Origin of the sequence: Paraburkholderia rhynchosiae (genome assembly GCF_002879865.1) — a bacterium.
In the GTDB taxonomy this organism is placed as follows: domain Bacteria; phylum Pseudomonadota; class Gammaproteobacteria; order Burkholderiales; family Burkholderiaceae; genus Paraburkholderia; species Paraburkholderia rhynchosiae.
Window position 1 is genome coordinate 84406 of the sequence record NZ_PNXY01000005.1, and the last position, 17879, is coordinate 102284.

At 63.5% G+C, this 17879-nt stretch carries 17 protein-coding genes; 10 read left to right on the plus strand and 7 right to left on the minus strand.

Annotation, left to right across the window (positions count from 1 at the left end):
* The first annotated feature begins 10 nt into the window (after positions 1 to 10).
* From araG to pyrF, 6 genes are all read left to right on the plus strand, one after another.
* Positions 11 to 1546 carry an L-arabinose ABC transporter ATP-binding protein AraG gene (gene araG, locus C0Z16_RS08745; RefSeq protein ID WP_102631989.1) on the plus strand — a complete coding sequence of 512 codons (1536 nt, stop codon included), beginning with the start codon at positions 11 to 13 and terminating at the stop codon, positions 1544 to 1546.
* A 54-nt stretch (positions 1547 to 1600) separates the two neighbouring features.
* On the plus strand, positions 1601 to 2617 hold the full coding sequence (gene araH, locus C0Z16_RS08750) for an L-arabinose ABC transporter permease AraH (RefSeq protein ID WP_006051875.1): 1017 nt from the start codon (positions 1601 to 1603) through the stop codon (positions 2615 to 2617).
* A gap of 27 nt (positions 2618 to 2644) precedes the next feature.
* Positions 2645 to 3445, plus strand: a complete 801-nt coding sequence (locus tag C0Z16_RS08755; RefSeq protein ID WP_102631776.1) for an SDR family NAD(P)-dependent oxidoreductase — start codon at positions 2645 to 2647, stop codon at positions 3443 to 3445.
* The gene (locus C0Z16_RS08760) at positions 3442 to 4377 is read left to right on the plus strand and encodes an SMP-30/gluconolactonase/LRE family protein (RefSeq protein ID WP_175130627.1); all 936 of its coding nucleotides are present in this window, start codon (positions 3442 to 3444) and stop codon (positions 4375 to 4377) included. Before C0Z16_RS08755 ends, C0Z16_RS08760 begins: the two co-directional genes overlap by 4 nt.
* A gap of 252 nt (positions 4378 to 4629) precedes the next feature.
* Positions 4630 to 5700 carry an aldose 1-epimerase gene (locus C0Z16_RS08765; RefSeq protein WP_102631777.1) on the plus strand — a complete coding sequence of 357 codons (1071 nt, stop codon included), beginning with the start codon at positions 4630 to 4632 and terminating at the stop codon, positions 5698 to 5700.
* Between the two features lie 203 nt (positions 5701 to 5903).
* Positions 5904 to 6719: an orotidine-5'-phosphate decarboxylase gene (gene pyrF / locus C0Z16_RS08770; RefSeq protein WP_102631778.1), complete on the plus strand. Its 816-nt coding sequence runs from the start codon at positions 5904 to 5906 to the stop codon at positions 6717 to 6719.
* A 29-nt stretch (positions 6720 to 6748) separates the two neighbouring features.
* Here the strand turns inward: pyrF and C0Z16_RS08775 are convergent, their stop codons facing one another.
* Genes C0Z16_RS08775 through thiL form a run of 4 tightly spaced genes read right to left on the minus strand, consistent with a single transcriptional unit; the run spans position 6749 to position 9362 of the window.
* Positions 6749 to 7264, minus strand: coding sequence for a cupin domain-containing protein (locus tag C0Z16_RS08775; protein ID WP_102631779.1), 516 nt, complete (start codon positions 7262 to 7264; stop codon positions 6749 to 6751).
* Positions 7265 to 7287: 23 nt separating this feature from the next.
* Entirely contained in the window at positions 7288 to 7788 is a 501-nt protein-coding gene (locus C0Z16_RS08780) for a CinA family protein (protein WP_102631780.1), read from the minus strand.
* Positions 7789 to 7816: 28 nt separating this feature from the next.
* Positions 7817 to 8374 (minus strand): phosphatidylglycerophosphatase A family protein, encoded by a 558-nt coding sequence (locus tag C0Z16_RS08785; RefSeq protein ID WP_175130626.1) that lies wholly within the window; start codon positions 8372 to 8374, stop codon positions 7817 to 7819.
* Positions 8364 to 9362, minus strand: coding sequence for a thiamine-phosphate kinase (thiL, locus tag C0Z16_RS08790; protein WP_102631781.1), 999 nt, complete (start codon positions 9360 to 9362; stop codon positions 8364 to 8366). Before thiL ends, C0Z16_RS08785 begins: the two co-directional genes overlap by 11 nt.
* A gap of 108 nt (positions 9363 to 9470) precedes the next feature.
* On the opposite strand from thiL, the gene C0Z16_RS08795 reads away from it, so the two are divergent.
* The 3 genes from C0Z16_RS08795 (at position 9471) to C0Z16_RS08805 (ending at position 13209) form a co-directional block, all read left to right on the plus strand.
* On the plus strand, positions 9471 to 11810 hold the full coding sequence (locus C0Z16_RS08795) for an NADP-dependent malic enzyme (RefSeq protein ID WP_102631782.1): 2340 nt from the start codon (positions 9471 to 9473) through the stop codon (positions 11808 to 11810).
* A 405-nt stretch (positions 11811 to 12215) separates the two neighbouring features.
* A complete protein-coding gene (locus C0Z16_RS08800; protein WP_102631783.1) occupies positions 12216 to 12632 on the plus strand; it encodes a ribonuclease in 417 nt (138 codons plus the stop codon).
* A 16-nt stretch (positions 12633 to 12648) separates the two neighbouring features.
* Positions 12649 to 13209, plus strand: a complete 561-nt coding sequence (locus C0Z16_RS08805) for a barstar family protein (RefSeq protein ID WP_102631992.1) — start codon at positions 12649 to 12651, stop codon at positions 13207 to 13209.
* A gap of 141 nt (positions 13210 to 13350) precedes the next feature.
* Here C0Z16_RS08805 and C0Z16_RS08810 read toward each other — a convergent pair whose 3' ends face one another.
* From C0Z16_RS08810 to speE, 3 genes are all read right to left on the minus strand, one after another.
* Positions 13351 to 14091, minus strand: coding sequence for a 16S rRNA (uracil(1498)-N(3))-methyltransferase (locus C0Z16_RS08810; protein WP_102631784.1), 741 nt, complete (start codon positions 14089 to 14091; stop codon positions 13351 to 13353).
* Positions 14092 to 14110: 19 nt separating this feature from the next.
* On the minus strand, positions 14111 to 14524 hold the full coding sequence (locus tag C0Z16_RS08815; RefSeq protein WP_102631785.1) for a VOC family protein: 414 nt from the start codon (positions 14522 to 14524) through the stop codon (positions 14111 to 14113).
* 115 nt (positions 14525 to 14639) lie between these two features.
* A complete protein-coding gene (gene speE / locus C0Z16_RS08820; RefSeq protein ID WP_244201204.1) occupies positions 14640 to 15539 on the minus strand; it encodes a polyamine aminopropyltransferase in 900 nt (299 codons plus the stop codon).
* Between the two features lie 311 nt (positions 15540 to 15850).
* On the opposite strand from speE, the gene tkt reads away from it, so the two are divergent.
* On the plus strand, positions 15851 to 17872 hold the full coding sequence (tkt, locus tag C0Z16_RS08825) for a transketolase (protein ID WP_102631787.1): 2022 nt from the start codon (positions 15851 to 15853) through the stop codon (positions 17870 to 17872).
* Positions 17873 to 17879: the final 7 nt, after the last annotated feature.

Sequence of the window (17879 nt, forward strand, 5' to 3'; positions counted from 1 at the left end):
AGGAGGCGAAGTGTCAGCGACGCTACGTTTTGACAATATCGGCAAAGTCTTTCCAGGCGTGCGCGCGCTCGACGGTGTGTCCTTCGACGTCAACGTCGGCCAGGTGCACGGCCTGATGGGCGAAAACGGTGCAGGGAAGTCGACCCTGCTGAAGATACTCGGCGGTGAATATCAGCCCGACTCGGGCCGCGTGATGATCGACGAAAAAGAAGTGCGCTTCACGAGCGCCGCTTCGTCGATTGCGGCCGGGATCGCGGTGATTCACCAGGAACTGCAATACGTGCCCGATCTAACGGTCGCGGAAAATCTGCTGCTTGGCCAGTTGCCGAACTCGTTCGGCTGGGTCAACAAAAGCGATGCGAAGCGCTTCGTGCGCGAACGTCTCGAAGCAATGGGCGTGGCGCTCGACCCCAACGTGAAGCTGCGCAAGCTCTCCATCGCGCAACGGCAGATGGTCGAAATCTGCAAGGCGTTGCTGCGCAACGCCCGCGTGATCGCGCTGGATGAGCCGACCAGTTCGCTGTCGCATCGCGAGACGGAAGTGCTGTTCAAGCTGGTGCGCGATCTGCGCGCCGACAATCGCGCGATGATCTACATCTCGCATCGCATGGATGAGATTTACGAACTGTGCGACGCGTGCACGATTTTCCGCGACGGGCGCAAGGTGGCCTCGCATCCGACGCTCGAAGGCGTGTCCCGTGACACGATCGTCAGCGAAATGGTGGGGCGTGAAATTTCGGACATCTATAACTATTCGGAACGGCCGCTCGGCGAAGTGCGCTTCGCGGCGAAGGCGATCGAAGGCCACGCGCTCGCGCAGCCTGCCAGCTTCGAAGTGCGGCGCGGCGAGATAGTTGGCTTCTTCGGTCTGGTGGGTGCCGGCCGCAGCGAACTGATGCATCTGGTGTACGGCACCGAGCATAAGAAGGGCGGCGAACTGATGCTCGACGGCAAGACGATCCGCGTCAAGAGTGCGGGCGAAGCAATCCGCCACGGCATCGTGCTGTGCCCGGAAGACCGCAAGGAAGAGGGCATTGTCGCGATGGCGACTGTGTCCGAGAACATCAACATCAGTTGCCGCCGTCACTATTTGCGTGCGGGCATGTTCCTGGACCGCAAGAAAGAAGCGGAAACCGCGGACCGTTTCATCAAACTGCTGAAGATCAAGACGCCGAGCCGTCGCCAGAAGATTCGCTTCCTGTCGGGCGGCAATCAGCAGAAGGCGATTCTGTCACGCTGGCTCGCCGAACCTGATCTGAAAGTGGTGATTCTCGACGAACCCACTCGCGGTATCGACGTCGGCGCGAAGCACGAAATCTATAACGTGATTTATCAGCTTGCCGAGCGCGGCTGCGCGATCGTGATGATCTCGTCGGAACTGCCCGAAGTGCTGGGCGTGTCCGACCGCATCGTCGTGATGCGCCAGGGCCGCATTGCCGGCGAGCTGCCGCGCAAGGACGCAACCGAACAAGCGGTGTTGAGCCTCGCGTTGCCGCAAAGCTCGACCGCACTGCCCGAAACCGGAACTGCCGCTCAGGCGGCCTGAACATCATTCGGACGAAAGTCCGGCAACCCGTGGGGAACGGGAGGAGTCTTCATCATGCAAGCTAGAGAAAACCTCGCGCAACAGGCCGCCAAGAGCGCCGCCGAAGCGCTGATTCCGCAGACGAGCGACAAGGCCAAATGGTGGCAGCAGATCACCGAGTACAGCCTGATCCTGATCTTCGTGGTGATGTTCGTGACGATGTCGCTGACCGTCGACCACTTCTTCTCGATCGAGAACATGCTCGGCCTCGCGCTGTCCATTTCACAGATCGGCATGGTCGCGTGCACGATGATGTTCTGTCTGGCCTCGCGCGATTTCGATTTGTCGATCGGTTCGACGGTTGCGTTCGCCGGCGTGTTGTGCGCGATGGTGCTCAACGCCACCGACAACACGTTTATCGCAATCGTCGCGGCGGTTGCGGCGGGTGCGGTGATCGGCTTCGTCAACGGCGCGGTGATCGCGTATCTGCGCATCAACGCGCTGATCACCACGCTCGCGACGATGGAAATCGTGCGCGGCCTCGGCTTTATCGTGTCGCATGGCCAGGCGGTCGGCGTGTCGTCGGATACGTTTATCGCATTGGGCGGCTTGAGCTTCTTCGGCGTGTCGCTGCCGATCTGGGTCACGCTGCTGTGCTTCATCGTGTTCGGTGTGATGCTCAACCAGACCGTGTATGGCCGCAATACGCTCGCGATCGGCGGCAATCCGGAAGCGTCGCGTCTCGCCGGCATTAACGTTGAACGCACGCGCGTCTACATCTTCCTGATTCAGGGCGCCGTGACCGCGCTCGCCGGTGTGATTCTGGCGTCGCGGATTACGTCGGGGCAGCCCAATGCCGCGCAAGGCTTCGAGCTCAACGTGATTTCGGCGTGCGTGCTCGGCGGCGTGTCGCTGCTCGGCGGGCGCGCGACGATCTCCGGCGTCGTGATCGGCGTGCTGATCATGGGTACCGTCGAGAACGTGATGAACCTGATGAACATCGACGCGTTCTATCAGTACCTCGTGCGCGGCGCGATCCTGCTCGCCGCCGTGCTGCTCGACCAGTTGAAGAACCGCGGATCGCGGGATTAATTCACTCGCTCTAAAAGGAATCGAACGATGTCGTCTCCGGCCAATGCAAACGAGCGCCTCGCGAACAACGCATTCGCGCGCTACCCGAGTCTTGTCGACCGCACGGTGTTGATCACGGGCGGCGCGACCGGCATCGGCGCATCGTTCGTCGAGCATTTCGCGGCGCAAGGCGCGCGCGTCGCGTTCTTCGATATCGATGCAACGGCGGGCGAAGCGCTCGCCGACGAACTCGGCGACTCGAAGCACAAGCCGCTGTTCCTACCCTGCGATCTGACCGACGTCGACGCGCTGCAAAAAGCGATCGCCGATGTGAAGGCCGCACTCGGCCCCATCCAGGTGCTGCTAAACAACGCGGCGAACGACAAGCGCCACACGATCGGCGAAGTCACGCGTGAATTTTTCGACGCAGGCATCGCGGTGAATATCCGTCATCAGTTCTTCGCGGCGCAAGCGGTGATGGAGGATATGAAGGCTGCAAAGAGCGGCTCGATCATCAACCTTGGTTCGATCAGCTGGATGCTGAAGAACGGCGGTTATCCCGTGTACGTGATGTCGAAATCGGCGGTGCAGGGCTTGACGCGCGGTCTCGCGCGCGACCTCGGGCACTTCAACATCCGCGTGAATACGCTGGTGCCGGGCTGGGTGATGACGGAGAAGCAGAAGCGTCTATGGCTCGACGACGCGGGACGTCGTTCGATCAAGGAAGGCCAGTGCATCGACGCTGAACTCGAGCCTGACGATCTCGCGCGCATGGCGCTCTTCCTCGCCGCTGACGACAGCAAGATGATCACCGCCCAGGACATCGTCGTGGATGGAGGCTGGGCGTGACGGCGAGCGCGCAGGTGGATGCCGGTGTGCAACGTGCGCACCGCGCGGCGCTGCTGCTCGACACGAAATGCACGTTGGGCGAAGGCGCGACATGGTGCGCGAAAACCGGCCGCTTCTACTGGACGGACATTGAAGGCGCGCGTTTGTGGCGGTACGACCCGAGCGACGGCCGCAGCACTTTCTGGGCAATGCCCGAGCGTCTCGCCACGTTTGCGCTGTGTGCCGATCCGCATTACCTGCTGCTTGGCCTTGCCTCGCATCTCGCGTTTTTCGATCTGGCCACGGGACAGACGCACCGTATCGTCGACGTCGAACCGGGCTTGAATACGCGGGTGAACGACGGCCGCTGCGATCGTCAGGGACGCTTCGTATTCGGCACGAAAGATGAAGGCTCGCCGTTGCAGGCGATCGGCGGGTTCTATCGGCTCAATCATGACCTGTCGCTGGAGCGTTTGCCGCTGCCCGCGCCGGCTATTTCGAACAGCATTGCGTTCAGCCCCGACGGCGCGACGATGTACTACTGCGATTCGCCCACGCGTGAAATCCGTGCGTGCGACTATCGTGCGGACGGCGGCGCGGACGGCGGCATCGCCAACGACCGGCTGTTCACGCGCCTGACCGACGCCACTGGCGAACCCGACGGCTCGACCGTCGATTGCGACGGCGGATTGTGGAATGCGCAATGGGGCGGCGGACGCGTCGTGCGTTACGGCACCGACGGCGCCGAAACCGGGCGCGTCGACGTGCCCACCGTGCAGCCGAGTTGCATCGCGCTCGGCGGCGCGCAGTTGGCCACGCTGTACATCACAAGCGCACGTATCGGTCTCGACGCAGCGACGCTCGCCGGCGATTCGCGAGCGGGCGGCGTGTTTATCGCGACGCCGGGACGGCGCGGCTTGCCCGAGCCGGTGTTCCAGGGCGCGCCGGCGTAGCGCAGAATGACGCTGCTTCGATTTCGATGCAGCGGCGAACGATCCAGGCAGTAGCGGCAAGTCCAGTCTGGAAATCTACATCGCGATAAGCACGCAGCAAATCGGCAGTAATCCAGCAGCAAGCGCAGCAGCAAGCCCAGCAGCAAATTGGCAGCAAGCAGTTCGTACCAGAGGCGACTGGCTCAAGAAAATCGCCCGACAGCATCCGTCAGCCATGACGGCAACGTCCCAAGCCTCTCGAAGGAGCTAGATATGACTGTTGCGAATCTTGTTTCCGCCGCGTCTCAGACCTCCCAAAGCACTCAAAGCCGGCGCTCGCGACTCGCGGCGGCGGCTAACCCGGTGCTGCCGGGGCCTAGCACGTCGGCGGTAGCAGTCGGCGAAACGCCTGCCGGCGATGTCGCGTGCATTACGCTCGCCAATACGCATTTGCGGCTCGATGTGGCGCCGCTGCTGGGCGGCGGCATCACGCGCTTCGACTGGCGCGACGACGGTGCGCTCACGCCGATTTTCCGGCGCTGCCGCCATGTCGCCGCCGACACGCAACCGAACGAACTCGCCTGTTATCCGCTGCTGCCCTATTCGAACCGTATTGGCGGCGGTCATTTCAATATCTCGGGACGGCGCGTCGACGTGCCGCGCAATCGCGCCGACGAACCGTTCCCGATTCACGGCGACGGTTGGCAGTCCGCGTGGCACGTCGCCGATTCCGACCGCGAAAATGTGCGCCTGACGCTCGATCGCCGTGACGGCAAGCCGTACGCGTTTCGCGCGGCGCAGACCTACAAGCTGGACGGCCCCACCCTCGTCATCACGCTCGACATCGAGAACGCGGGCCGCGAGGCTTTGCCTTTTGGACTCGGCGTTCATCCGTTCTTCGTGCGCGACGCCGACACGGAGCTGTCGGCAGCGGCGGGCGGCCTGTGGCTCGCCGGCGACGACTGGCTGCCCGTCCGTCACGTGCAGGCGCCGCCCGCGTGGCAGTTCGGCGTTGCATATCCGCTGCCGGAAACCATCGTCAATCACGCGTTTACCGGCTGGAGCGGGCAGGCGGCGGTCGTCTGGCCGAAGCGCCGGCTGTCGCTGAACATCGCCGCCGACACCGATTACTACGTGCTGTACACGCCGCCCGGCGAAGAGTTCTTCTGCTTCGAACCCGTCGATCATCCAATCAACGCGATGAATCTGGCGGGCGGCGCGTGCGAAAACGGGATGACGCTGCTGGGGCGCGGCGAGCGGCTCACGCGCAGCTTCCGCTTCACCGTCGAACGGACCGGTTTGCGTTCGATGCCGGGCACGCGAGGATCGCGGCGTCGGCAGTAGGGGGGGCGCGGCTTGCCGTGAGCCGCGGTGGTTTGGCAGCGGACCGTCGGCGATCAGGCAGCGACTCGGCCGCGACTTGGCAGCGGGCCAGCGGCGGCTTGACAGCGACCGGCGGCAACCGGCAGCGGCCCCCCGGCGCCCGGCCACGCGTGACAGGTAAAATACGCGCCTCTTCCGATTACCGGCTTGCCGCGAGACTCCTCATGTCCAACTTCATCCAGACACTCAACGACGCATGGCAGCGCACCAACTCGCTGCTGTGCGTCGGCCTCGATCCCGAGCCCAGCAAGTTTCCGGGTGCGCTCGCGGGCCGTGCCGACGCGATCTTCGACTTCTGCCGCGAGATCGTCGATGCGACTGCGCCGTATGCGTCGTCGTTCAAGCCGCAAATCGCCTACTTCGCGGCGCATCGCGCGGAAGATCAGCTCGAGCATCTCATCGCCCATGTCCATGCGCATCATCCCGGCTTGCCGGTGATCCTGGACGCGAAGCGCGGCGACATCGGCAGCACCGCCGAGCAATACGCACGCGAGGCGTTCGAGCGTTACCAGGCAGACGCGGTGACGGTGAATCCGTATATGGGCTTCGATTCGATCGAGCCGTATTTGCAGCACGAAGGCAAAGGCGTGATTGTGTTGTGCCGGACGTCGAACGCGGGCGGTTCGGACCTGCAATTCCTGGAGACGGGCGGGCGTCCGCTGTATCAGGTGGTCGCGCAACTGGCTGCGGACAGGTGGAACGCGAGCGGCCAGCTCGGTCTCGTGGTCGGCGCCACGTTCCCGAAGGAAATCGAAGTAGTGCGCGGGATTGTCGGCGAAATGCCGCTGCTGATTCCGGGCATCGGCGCACAGGGCGGGGACGTGCAGGCGACTGTCAGCGCGGGCCGCACCGCCAACGGCACGGGTATGCTGATCAACTCGTCGCGCGCGATCATCTACGCCGGCAAGGACGAGGATTTCGCTCAGGCAGCGGCGAAGGCCGCAATGGAAACGCGCGACCGGATCAACGCGTTTCGTTGAATCGCGTCGTGGGTTAGTGAAAGGCCGCCTTAGTCGGCGGCCGGCCCGAGCCGCTCGATCAGCGCGGCATGCTGCGGGTATTGCGCCTTCAGCTTGCGCACATCGGCGAGCTCGAATTCGCTGAACTCGAAACCGGGCGCGACGGTGCAACCCGCCAGCGCGAACGTCGCTGGATCCGCGCATTCCGCGGCGAACCACAGACCGGCTGTCACCACCGCCTGGAATACCGTATCGGGATGAGTCAGCGTATTGCCGAGCCGATGCGTGAGTAGCGCGCCCGTGGCGTCGAGCACGTGGACATTCAGTGGTTCGCCTGCATAGAAATGCCAGACCTCATCGGATTTGATCCGATGCCATGCAGAATGCGCGCCGTCGCACAGCAGGTAGTAAATCGCGGTCGACGCCGAGCGCGTTTGCGCTGAATCGCCGGCGCGGCTCACGCGCTCCACCGACCGGTACGTCTCGCTGAAAAATCCGCCTTCCGGATGCGGCTTCAGATCGAGGCGGTGGATCAGCTCGTCTTTGGTTGTGCGCGAATCAGGCATCGGGTTCCCGCCGTCAACGAAAGTCAATGTTCGCGTTCATCGAGCAGGGCGAGAACGCCGCGCAGCGCGTGCGTCGCGGCCTGCACGCGGATCTGTTCGCGGTCGCCCTTGAAAATCTTCGTTTCAACCGAGGTATGCAGCCGGTTGCTCCAGCCGAACGACACCATCCCGACCGGCTTGGTCTCGGTCCCGCCGCCAGGGCCCGCCACGCCGGTGATCGACAGGGAGACCTGCGCACGGCTGTTGCGCAGCGCGCCTTCGGCCATCGCGCGCGCCACCTGTTCGCTGACCGCGCCGTACTTTTCGATCATGTCCGCGGGCACACCGATCATTTCGCTCTTCGCCTGGTTCGAATACGTGACGAAGCCGCGCTCGAACCAGCCGCTGCTGCCGGAGATGTCGGTGATTGCGGTCGCGACCATGCCGCCCGTGCAGGACTCGGCGGTGACGAGCATCAGGCGCTCGTCGCGCAGGCGGTTGCTCACGCGAATCGCAAGCTGGTGAATCACGGAATCGGTTGGCATGGCGTCAATCCGGATCGGGGCACGGCGGTTAAACGGACATGCGCCAGAGCGCAATCACGAGCAAGGTGAAAAACGCGGCGACGAGGTCATCGAACATGATGCCAAAACCGCCTTTCAGCCGGCGATCGAAATAGCCGATGGGCGGCGGCTTCACCATGTCGAAGAAACGGAACACGATGAACGCCCACAACTGGCCGGTCAGCGTGACCGGCGTCACCATCAGCAGCACGAGCCAGAATGCGATGATTTCGTCCCAAACGACCGGCGACGGGTCGTCGGTGCCGAGCTTTCGCGCGGTGAACCCGCAAACCGCGATGCCGCCGACAAATCCGACGCCGATCAGCACGCCCCACTCGATCACGGTCAGATAGCGACTGAACACGGCGAACGAGGCCCACGCGAACAGCGTGCCGATCGTGCCGGGCGCAAAAGGCGACAAGCCGCTGCCGAAACCGAGCGACAGAATGTGCAGTGGATGCGAGAACATGAAGCGCGCGGTGGCGCGGCGCGGTTGCGGGCGCTGCGGCGTGGGTGGCTGGCTGCCGATGAGATTGTCGGCGGGCCTAAGCGGTGGATCAGTTTGCATGAAAGTGGTCGAAGCCTTGCAACGTCAGAGTGAGCGGCGCGCCGGCGGTATCGCGCCAGTCGATCGCCGGGCGGTCGGCCGCCGTTTGGAGAGCGCTTATTGTACCGATGCGGCTGACCGGCACGCCCGCCTTATGGCCCGCGGCCTGAATGGCGTCGCGCGCGGCTGGCGGCGCGGTAAAGCACAACTCGTAGTCGTCGCCACCTGCGAGTGTGCAGCGCCGCTGTGTGTCGAGCGACAGCCTGCGCAGCGCGGCGGAACGCGGCACGGCGTCGGCGTCGACCGTAGCCCGCATGTTCGAGCGATCCAGGATGTGCTGGAGGTCGCCGGCGAGCCCGTCCGATACATCCAGCGCCGCATGCGCGACGCCGCGCAGCGCCAGCCCGAGCGCGACGCGCGGCTCCGGGCGTTCGAGCACGCGGCGAAATACTGCCGCGTCGGCGGCATCAGCGGTCCATTCGCCGCGCCGGATGCCAAGGCCGGCGCGTGCGTCGCCGAGCGTGCCCGACACCCAGATGTCGTCGCCCGCTTGTGCGGCGTCGCGGCGCAGCGCGGCTCGTGGCGGCACGCTGCCGAACACGGTAATGCACAGATTCAGCGGGCCGCCGGTCGTATCGCCGCCGATCAACGCGCATCCATGCCGTTCGGCGACCGCGAAAAGCCCTTCGCTGAATGCGGCAAGCCACGCTTCATCGGCTTTGGGCAAGGAGAACGCGAGCGTGAATGCCTGCGGTTGCGCGCCCATCGCGGCAAGGTCCGACAGATTGACGGCGAGCGCTTTATGGCCGAGCGCCTCGGGATCGATATCCGCGAAGAAATGACGGCCTTCCACCAGCATGTCCGTCGATATGGCCAGCATTTCGCCGGAGCGGGGCGCGAGCAGCGCGCAGTCATCACCGATGCCGAGCGAGCCGCTCTCAACGGCCGACGACTGGCGTGCCGCGCGGCGGGAAAAGAAACGTTCGATCAGCGAAAACTCTGAGAGCATTGTGAGGATAAGTGAAGGGACGAATGAAGGAACGACCGCCTTTCGCTACGTTTCAGTCTCGGCAGTTGTACCCGTATTGAAGGAATTGGGCCGGCAATTGGGGCTACAATGCCGTCGAACATCTATTCTAATCCGCACTTCCAAGCCCGCCTTATGTCGACTCCCGTCAATAGCAAACTCCGCGAAGCCGCCCTCGATTACCACGAGTTCCCGACCCCCGGGAAAATCGCGATCGCCCCCACCAAGCAGATGATCAACCAGCGCGACCTCGCGCTGGCGTACTCGCCGGGTGTTGCGTTCGCGTGTGAAGAGATCGTCGAGAACCCGCTGAATGCCGCGCGCTTCACGGCGCGCAGCAACCTGGTCGGCGTTGTGACGAACGGCACGGCGGTGCTCGGTCTCGGCAACATCGGGCCGCTGGCGTCGAAGCCGGTCATGGAAGGCAAGGCCGTGCTGTTCAAGAAGTTCGCCGGCATCGACGTGTTCGATATCGAGCTGAACGAATCCGATCCGCACAAGCTGGTCGACGTGATCGCGGCGCTCGAGCCGACTTTCGGCGGCATCAACCTCGAGGACATCAAGGCGCCGGACTGCTTTATCGTCGAACGCGAATGCCGCAAGCGCATGAAGATTCCGGTCTTCCACGACGACCAGCACGGTACGGCGATCGTCGTCGCGGCGGCGATCACCAACGGTTTGAAGGTCGTCGGCAAGGACATCAAGGAAGTCAAACTGGTGTCCTCCGGCGCGGGCGCAGCGGCGCTGGCCTGTCTGGATCTGCTGGTCGATATCGGGCTGCCGCTCGAGAACATCACTGTCACCGATCTCGCTGGCGTGGTCTACAAGGGCCGCGTCGAACTGATGGATCCGGACAAGGAACGCTTCGCGCGTGAAACCGAGGCGCGCACGCTCGCCGAGGCGATCGGCGGCGCGGACGTTTTCCTGGGTCTGTCGGCTGGCGGTGTGCTCAAGCAGGACATGGTCAAGCAGATGGCCCAACGGCCGCTGATTCTCGCGCTGGCCAACCCGACGCCGGAAATTCTGCCCGAACTGGCGCTGGAAGTGCGTCCGGACGCCGTGCTGTGCACGGGCCGCACCGACTATCCGAACCAGGTGAACAACGTGCTGGTGTTTCCGTTCCTGTTCCGCGGCGCACTGGACGCGGGCGCGACCACCGTCACGCGCGAAATGGAAATTGCGGCGGTGAATGCGATCGCCGAACTGGCGCGCCAGGAGCAGAGCGACATCGTCGCGACGGCTTATGGCATTCAGGACCTCTCCTTCGGTCCGGAATATCTGATTCCGAAGCCGTTCGACCCTCGTCTGATCGTGAAAGTCGCGCCGGCCGTGGCGAAGGCCGCGATGGATTCAGGCGTCGCCGAGCGTCCGATCGAAGACATGGACGCGTACGAACAGCATCTGCAGCAGTTTGTGTATCACAGCGGCACGACGATGAAGCCGATCTTCCAGCTGGCGCGCGGCGTCGAGCCGGAGAAAAAGCGCATTGTGTTCGCTGAAGGCGAAGAAGAGCGCGTGCTGCGTGCCATGCAGATCGTCGTCGACGAAAAGCTGGCGAAGCCGATTCTGATCGGTCGTCCGGCGGTGATCGAGCAGCGCATTGCGCGCTACGGTCTGCGTCTCATCGCGGGTCAGGATTACACGGTCGTGAATACCGACCACGACGAGCGCTATCGCGACTTCTGGCAGGAATACCACCAGATGATGTCGCGCAAGGGCATCACCGCGCAGATGGCGAAGCTTGAAATGCGCCGCCGAACCACGCTGATCGGCGCGATGCTGGTGAAGAAGGGCGAAGCTGACGGCATGATCTGCGGCACGGTCAGCACGACGCACCGGCATCTGCACTTCATCGATCAGGTGATCGGCAAGAAGCAAGGAGCCAAAGTCTACGCGGCGATGAATGGGCTCGTGTTGCCGAATCGCCAGATTTTCCTCGTCGATACCCACGTGAACGTCGATCCGACGCCGGAGCAGCTGGCGGAGATCACGATCATGGCCGCCGAAGAAGTGCGCCGTTTCGGTATTGAGCCGAAGGTCGCGCTGGTGTCGCACTCCAATTTCGGTTCCAGCAATGCGCCGACCGCGCAGAAAATGCGCGACACGCTGGAGATCCTGCGCGAACGTGCGCCGGACCTTCAGGTGGATGGCGAAATGCACGGCGATGTAGCGCTCGACGCCAATCTGCGCCGCGAAGTGCTGCCCGACTCGACGCTCGAAGGCGACGCTAACCTGCTGGTGCTGCCGAACATCGACGCCGCCAACATCTCGTACAACCTGCTGAAGACGGCGGCGGGCAACAACATCGCCATCGGGCCGATGCTGCTGGGCGCGGCCCAGCCGGTGCACGTGCTGACGGCCTCCGCGACGGTTCGACGCATCGTCAACATGACGGCGCTGCTGGTGGCGGACGTAATCGCGGCCCGCTGAGCGTCGATCCGGTTTGAACTTCAGGCCGGTTAGCGCTGACCCGCTCTGTGCCGGCCAGCTTGCCCGCTGAAAAAAAAGGCGTGCCCGCAATGGGCACGCCTTGGGGCGAACAGGGGATAGCCACCCCGAAACGGCAAACAACAGACTTCCATAGCAAGGACCCGCGAGCCACCCACTCCTGCGCGGAGCCCCAGACCGCTGCGGTCTTTGCTTCGTTGGGGTCATATTAGCTTGAGCAAGCTAAATTTTGTGTTAAAAGTCGTCAAAGCACGGCCTGTGGGGCTTTCCCATCCGATTGGGTAATTTCGCCTGCCTGGCGAACGTTGATTCCCGGGACCATTAGCGATACCCTTACGACTTTCATGGTCGTCAAACTCGTGATCTAACAGCCGGGAATCTTGGTAAATGGCACGCAGATGGCAGCGCATCAAGGGCGTGCTGATCGGTGCTGTTGCGCTGTGCGCTTTCTACGGCGCCGTGCCTCACGCCTTAGCGCGCAACTACACGGCACCCGCCCGCACGAATGCACCGGCGCAGGGCACCGTTGCGGTAGCGCAGTTGCCCCGTGAAGCGGTCAATACATTGAACTTGATTGCCGCGGGTGGGCCTTACCCGTATGAGAAGGACGGCGTCGTGTTCGGCAACCGCGAACGGTTGCTGCCGCCCTACCGGCGCGGCTATTACCACGAATACACCGTTCCCACGCCTCGCTCACGTAATCGCGGGGCGCGTCGCATCGTCTGCGGAGGTCCGCTTAAGCGAACCGACAATTGTTACTACTCGGACGACCACTACACCAGTTTTAATCGTATTGTTGAATGACATCGGGATGAACGGCATGAGCGACAACGTCTACGCGCACGACACCGGAGTCGCGACGGATCTTTTCGCGGCTGGCGACGGCAATCTGTTCCAGCGCGTCATGAAGATGCGCGCCGGCGATCAGGGCCGTGAGAACCGGAACGAGGCTGACAGTGTGGTTTCATCGAACGAGGAGCCCATGAGTCTTTTCAAGACCGTACGACCCAACATCGTACAGTCGATCCGCGCGTTCCGCGTTCAGGATCTCGCCGACGAGGCGAATCAACTCGGGCAGCACTTCCTCTATGCGTACTGTGCCAACGCGCAATCCAAGCAGGAAGTTCTGGAGACCATCGCAACCTCCTTCCTGTTTCCGAAACATTTTGGCAAGAATTACGACGCCCTCTACGATTGCTTGACCGACCTGGTCCACAAGGCCGGTTCGCAGCCCGGCTTCGTGATCGTGCTGGAGCAATTGCCCGTCGCGCAAAAATTCGACAAGGAAGGGCGAGAGACGCTGCTGGATGTGTTTCGCGAAGCGGCCGAGTTCTGGGCCGAACGCAAGGTCGCGTTCCGCGTGTTCTATTCGTTCGCCTGAACATCGCCTTAACGTTGCGTTGTTCTGCGCGAACTGAACTGACCGCAGCAGGAATGAGAAGGGCCCGCCAATCGGCGGGCCTTTGCTTTTTGTGCCCGGGGGCGGCATGCTGCCGACGCCGTGGAAATCGCCCGAGTCAGATTACCAGCCGCCCCATCCAGCCGCGAGCGCCGACAGAACCGCCATGCCGGCGGTTTCCGTACGCAGCACGCGCGGTCCGAGGCCGACCGCCTGGAAGCCGTGATCCGTCGCAGCGGCTTCTTCAGCGGCGGAAAAGCCGCCTTCGGGGCCGACCAGCACGATGACGGGGCCTTTCGGCGGCGTTGCGGGCAGCGCCGAAAAATGGATGCTGGCGCGCGGCGACAGCAGAATGCGCAGTTCGTCTTCGGCGGGCACGCGCGGCATTGCGCCGAGCCACGTGGCGATTTCGCGCACCGGCATGACTTCCGGAAGGCGGTTGCGTCCGCATTGCTCGCACGACGCCCGCACGATGCCTTCCCAATGCGCATGCCGCCGCAGAGCGCGTTCACCGGACAGACGCACGACGCTGCGCGTGGTGGTCAGCGGTACGAAGCTGAACGCGCCGAGCTCAACCGCCTTTTCAATCAGCCAGTCCATCTTGTCGCCGCTCGCGATGCCTTGTGCGAGCGTGAGCCGATACGGCGTTTCAACCTCGATGTCGCGGAATTCGCGGATTTTCACCGTGACCGTGCGGCGTTCGATCGAAACGAGTTCGGCGCTGTATTCACCGCCCTGGCCGTTGAAAAGCACAATGGAGTCCCCCGTCTGCAAACGCAGCACAAGGACATGCCGTACGACGTCATCGGGAAGTTGCATGATGTCGTCGGGCGAAAGAGGCGTACCGACGAAGAAGCGAGGCATCAGAAAAATACTCATTAGTTCACGAAAGGTGGCGAGCGAGCGCCCAACGGTAGCCGTCCAGGTCCTCGACCTGCGCGAAGCGGTCGCCCCAGAACTGGTCCTGCGGCTCGCTCAACGATTTGGCGCCGGCGGCGAGGGCCCGGGCGTAAACCGTGTCGACATCGTCGACGTAGACATAGAATGATTGCGGCGCAATCGCGCCCGCGCTGCGAGGTGTTTTCGCGGTCGAGCCGAATGCCCCTTCCGACGCGAACATCACGATCAACTGGCCCTGGTAGGTCATCTCCACATGCATGACGACGCCGTCGTCCTGCACGCTGTCCCGCAGCTCGAACCCGAACGCCGCGGTGTAAAACGCGGTCGTGGCACGCGCGTCGCGTACCGTCAGATAGGGGGTCAACCAGGGCACACCGGCTGGGCGGGAGGCGGTCATGGGGTTCTCCAGATCGATGGGTTGGTGCACGCGTGCCCGGAAGGCAGCAGCGAGCCGCTTATCGAGACAGTTAGATATCGCGCGCTCCGGCCAAGCCGTGCATTTTGCCCGCGCTTTAGCTTGACGGCTTTAAGAATTGACCTAGTTTACCGTGCACTGACGGCGATACCGAAAAGAGGCCGGCGTGCGCGGTTGCGCCGTAATGCCTTAGTGCGACGATTCCACGCGAGGCGAGGCGTTCCGCCAGCGCATCGGCCGGCAATGCTGCGGGGTCGAGCGTGTCGCTGGCCGTCGCCATCATCCACAACGAGCCGTATAGCGGGACGAACGTGCTCATGGTGCGCACGACGGCGAACGCGCTGCGCAAATCGTCGAGCAGGCGGGCGATGCGCTCGGCGTGGAAATACGGCGAGCCAAGATGGACAGACAACACGGCATTCGGGCTCATCACCCGCTTGAGCTGGCCATAGAAGGCCGTCGTGTATAAGCCGGCGGCTGGCGAGTCGGGCGGCGTCAGGTCGAACACGATCAGATCGAAACGCGCGAACGGTGGTGACGGTGCAAACGGTGCAGCAGCGGCAGCGGCCACGTAATGCGCGGCGTCGCCGATTACCAGCTCGACGCGCGGATCGTCCAGGGCGCCGCCGTGCACTTCAGGCATGTGCTCGCGCGTCAGGCGAACCACTTGCGCGTCAAGCTCGGCGACCGCGATTCTTTCGATGCCCGGGTGAGCGAGCAGTTGTCGTGCGGCGCCGCCATCGCCGCCGCCCAGCACCAGCGCGGCTTTCGGCGACGGATGCGCGAGCGCTGCCGGATGCACCATGCACTCGTGATAGATGAATTCGTCGCCGGCGGAAGTCATCGGACGGCCGTCCAGCGTGAAGAGTCGGCCGAGCTGACGCGTGTCCCACACCTCGATGCGCTGATACGGCGAATCGACGCGCTCAATGAGCGACGCGTGCGGAAATCCGTAGACGGCATCGGGACTTGGATGGAACAGCAAAGTTGCGCTCAAGGTGGCTTGCCCAGTGTGAACGGGTCGGTTTCCGTTGCCTGATTGTAAAGGCGGCGGGCGGGGCGGTCCCGCGCGCGCCGCCGGCATAGAACGAATCCGCCTGCCCAGGAAGTCATCGAGCCGCGCCGCCAGGCGGCTTTGCGCACAGGGCGCCGGACAACGTTCTGTTAGAATGTCACGCTTTCAGCCTTGTCCGTTTGCTCTGCCCGTTTCGCGTCTTCCGGCGCCGCACCGTGCGCCGAAGCGGACTGGCCGCCGAGCTCCCGGGCCTCAAGCGCGCACCGCTTTTTGACTCTGTCTCCGGACTCGACATGACGACCCCGTCTCCCGCACCCACTTCCTTGATGGCCAACGCAATCCGCGCGTTGTCCATGGACGCCGTTCAACAAGCGAATTCCGGCCACCCCGGCATGCCGATGGGCATGGCTGAAATCGGCGTCGCATTATGGTCGCGGCATCTGCGTCACAATCCGAAGAACCCGCAATGGGCCGATCGCGACCGTTTCGTCCTGTCGAACGGCCACGGTTCCATGCTGCTGTATTCGCTGCTGCACCTGACCGGCTACGACCTGCCGATCAGCGAGTTGAAGAACTTCCGCCAGATGCATTCCAAGACGCCGGGCCACCCGGAATACGGCATCACGCCGGGCGTCGAAACGACCACCGGCCCGCTCGGCCAGGGTCTGGCGAATGCGGTCGGCATGGCGCTCGCCGAGTCGCTGCTAGCCACCGAATTCAACAAGCCTGACGCGAAGATCGTCGACCATCACACGTATGTGTTCGTCGGCGACGGCTGCCTGATGGAAGGCATTTCGCACGAAGCCTGTTCGCTCGCCGGCGTGCTGAAGCTGAACAAGCTGATCGCGTTCTACGACGACAACGGCATCTCGATCGACGGCGAAGTGGTGCACTGGTTCCACGACGACACGCCGAAGCGCTTCGAAGCGTACGGCTGGAACGTGATTCCGAACGTGGTCGGGCACGACGTGGACGCCGTGGATGCCGCGATCAAGCGAGCCAAGCAATCGGACAAGCCCACGCTGATCTGCTGCAAGACCGTGATCGGCGAAGGCTCGCCGAACAAGGCCGGCAGCCACGATTCGCATGGCGCGCCGCTCGGCGACAAGGAAATTGCGGCTACGCGCGCGGCCATCGGCTGGAAGTGGGAGCCGTTCGTGATTCCGCAGGAAGTGTACGCGGCGTGGGACGCGAAGGAGGCCGGCGCGCGCCTCGAATCCGACTGGGACAAGGCGTTCGCCGCGTACGCGGCGAAATATCAGCAAGAAGCAGCTGAATTCACACGCCGTAACGGGAAGCAATTGCCGGCGGACTGGAAGGAAAAGGCGAAGGCGATCATCGCCGGTGCGAACGAGCGCGCGGAAACCGTCGCGACGCGCAAGGCATCGCAGCAGGCCATCGAAGGTTTGTCGGCCGTTCTGCCGGAACTGCTCGGCGGCTCCGCCGATCTGACGGGTTCGAACCTGACCAACTGGAAGGCCGCAAAGCCGGTGCGCGTGAATGAGGACGGCCGCGCGGCCGGCAACTACGTGAACTACGGCGTGCGGGAATTCGGCATGAGCGCCGCGATCAACGGCGTCGCGCTGCATGGCGGTTTCAAGGCTTTCGGCGGCACGTTCCTGACCTTCTCCGACTACAGCCGCAACGCGCTGCGCGTCGCCGCGCTGATGAAGGCGCCGTCCATTTTCGTGTTCACGCACGACTCGATCGGTCTGGGCGAAGACGGCCCGACTCATCAGTCGATCGAACACGTGGCCAGCCTGCGCCTGATTCCGCATCTGCATGTGTGGCGTCCCGCGGATACCGTCGAAACCGCGGTGGCCTGGACTCACGCGGTGGAACATCACGGTCCGTCGTGCCTGATCTTTAGCCGTCAGAACCTGCCGTTCTCGGAACGTACGGACGCGCAGATCGCCAACATCGAGAAGGGCGGTTATGTGCTGCGCGACTGGAATGACGAAATCGTCGCACGCAAGGTCATCCTGATCGCCACGGGTTCGGAAATCGAACTGGCGTTGAAGGCGGTCGAGCCGCTGGCGCGTGAGGGCATCGCGGCCCGCGTGGTGTCCATGCCGTCCACTACGGTGTTCGACAGGCAGGACGCCGAGTACCGCGAACGCGTGCTGCCGCAAGGTGTGCGCCGCGTCGCGATCGAAGCGGGCGTGACCGATTTCTGGCGCAAGTACGTGGGTCTGGAAGGCGGCGTAGTCGGTATCGACACGTTCGGCGAATCAGCCCCCGCCGGCGTTCTGTTCAAGCATTTCGGCTTCACCGTCGAGCATGTTGTAGAGACGGCTAAAGCCGCACTCGGCTGATCAACGG